Here is a 628-nt window from a genome sequence, read left to right as displayed (position 1 = left end):
CGACGAGGTTCATCCACGATGAGCTGGTCGGTGTGAAGTGGCTGACGAAGCGCGGGTGCGCGAGAAGCCATCGTTTGACCGCGGGAGTCTTGTGCGTCGATGCATTGTCCATCACGAGGTGGACATCGAGATCGTCGGGCACCTGAGCGTCGATCTTGCGGAGAAATGCGATGAATTCTTGTGCGCGGTGGCGTGAATGGAGTGATCCGATCACCTTCCCCGAGGCGATATCGAGAGCGGCGTACAGGCTCGAGGTGCCATTGCGGACGTAGTCGTGACTGGCGCGTTGCGGGGTGGTGGGAAGCATCGGGAATATCGGTTGGGTCCGGTCCAGTGCTTGGATCTGAGTTTTTTCGTCGACGCAGAGCACCAGAGCCCGCTCGGGCGGGTTCATGTACAGGCCGACGACGTCACGGACCTTTTCCGTGAACAGTGGATCCTTCGACAGTTTCCATGAGTCCTGTTTGTGCGGGGCCAAACCGAACGCGCGCCACACTCTCGAGACCGTCGATTGCGAGATATCGAGATGCTCTGCCATCGATCGTGTGGACCAGTGTGTGGCGTTCTTCGGTGTCGTTTCGAGGGTCGAGGTAATCAGATCCTTGATCTTGTCGTCGTCGATCGTCCG

1 protein-coding gene is annotated in these 628 nt (G+C 58.8%); it reads right to left on the bottom strand.

The genetic code is table 11. From position 1 onward, the window contains the following. Positions 1-628: IS630 family transposase (locus AZG88_RS29180; protein WP_156517655.1), on the bottom strand; the 628-nt coding region annotated here is incomplete at both ends.

It is taken from the genome of Rhodococcus sp. LB1 (assembly GCF_001583455.1).
GTDB classification, from domain to species: Bacteria; Actinomycetota; Actinomycetes; order Mycobacteriales; family Mycobacteriaceae; genus Rhodococcus_F; species Rhodococcus_F opacus.
The sequence above is the reverse complement of the archived record's forward strand: the minus strand, read 5'-3'. Positions and strand labels throughout refer to the sequence as shown.